The organism is Variovorax frigidus, assembly GCF_051216515.1.
GTDB lineage: Bacteria > Pseudomonadota > Gammaproteobacteria > Burkholderiales > Burkholderiaceae_C > Variovorax.
Genome location: NZ_JBPJZF010000022.1, coordinates 1 through 1324, shown reverse-complemented (window position 1 = coordinate 1324; position 1324 = coordinate 1). Strand labels below are relative to the sequence as shown.

The following is a 1324-nucleotide window of genomic DNA, read 5'->3' as shown; positions in this document are numbered from 1 at the left end:
CCGCCGAAGTCGAGCTTCACGCCCGCTTCGTACTGTTTCGACACATAGGGCGCGAAGGTCTGGCCCGAGTTCACCGAACCCATCGTCGCCGTCGGCCCCTGCTGCAGGCCTTCGATGTAGTTGCCATAGACCGAGACATGCTCGCTGGCCCGGACGATCAGGCCCACGCCTGGCGTGGTGGCCGACTTGTCGTAGCTGGAGGTGGTGGCGCCCGTCGTCGCGCTGTAGTTGGCCGACTTGACGTTCTGCTGCCGCACGCCCAGCGTGAGCTGCACCTGCTCGTCGAACATCGACAAGGTGTCCGCAACCGCCACGCCGCCGTTGTCGGTCGAGCCGGTCTTCGGCACGTCGTCCGGGCCGCGCAGGCCGGTGGTGCTCGGCTCGGCGACGAACACCGGCGTGTAGATGTTGGTCACGGTCTGGGCCAGCGTGCTCAGCAGGATGCCGTTGCGCACCCGAAGGCTCGAGGCCGAGACGGTCCAGCGGTGCTGCACCGGCCCGGTGTCGAAACGCCCGCGCAGACCGACCTCGGCCGTCGAGCTGTTTCTGAAGAGCGGCCAGTACACCTGGTTCTGGGTCAGCCGTCCGGCAGACGATTGCAAGAACGAATTCGCGAAAAGCTCGTCCTCCACCATATGCGACGCACCGATCGCAGCGAAGGCGGTGAGGTCCGGCGCGAGGTCGATCTCACCGCGCACCACCGCTGTCTGCGACGTGGTGTTGTCGTAGGACCAGGGCTGCTGCCAGCTGCGGCCGGATTTCGGTGGGGCCGGGATGGCGATGCCGGCCGCCACGTAGGTGGTGCGATCGGGCGTATTGCTCTCGTTGCGCCGCGCGCCCAGGTCGGCCGACAGGCGCACCCTGTCGCCGCGGTAGTCGAGCGCCAACGCGCCCATGGCCACCTTCTTCTTCTGTCGATCGGTGGCGGTGTCGCCATCGCTGTGGACGCCGTTGAAACGGACGCCCAGGCGGTTGTCTTCCCCGAAGCGGCGGCCGATGTCCGCCTGCACGCCGAACTGCGAATCCGACACGAAGCCCGTGGTCAGCCGTGTCAGCGGGGCATCCCCCGCCCGCTTGGGCACCTGGTTGATGCTGCCGCCCACGCCGCCGATGGGCCCCAGTCCATTCAGCAAGGCGTTGGCGCCCGAGAGCAATTCCACACGCTCCAGCGACTCGATGCCCGGCGACATGAGCCCGTAAAGACCGCCATAGGCCGCGTCGAGCGCCTTGACCTTGTTGCCGCGCACGACGAAATCGGTCATCGCGTCGTTGCCCGGATAGATCGCACGGAACGACGGGTTGTTGTCCGCCACGTCGGTGATGG

1 protein-coding gene is annotated in these 1324 nt (G+C 67.2%); it reads right to left on the bottom strand.

The genetic code is table 11. From position 1 onward, the window contains the following. A partial coding sequence (locus ACSFBC_RS28425; RefSeq protein WP_435513678.1) for a TonB-dependent receptor occupies positions 1 to 1324 on the bottom strand: 1324 nt, incomplete at both ends.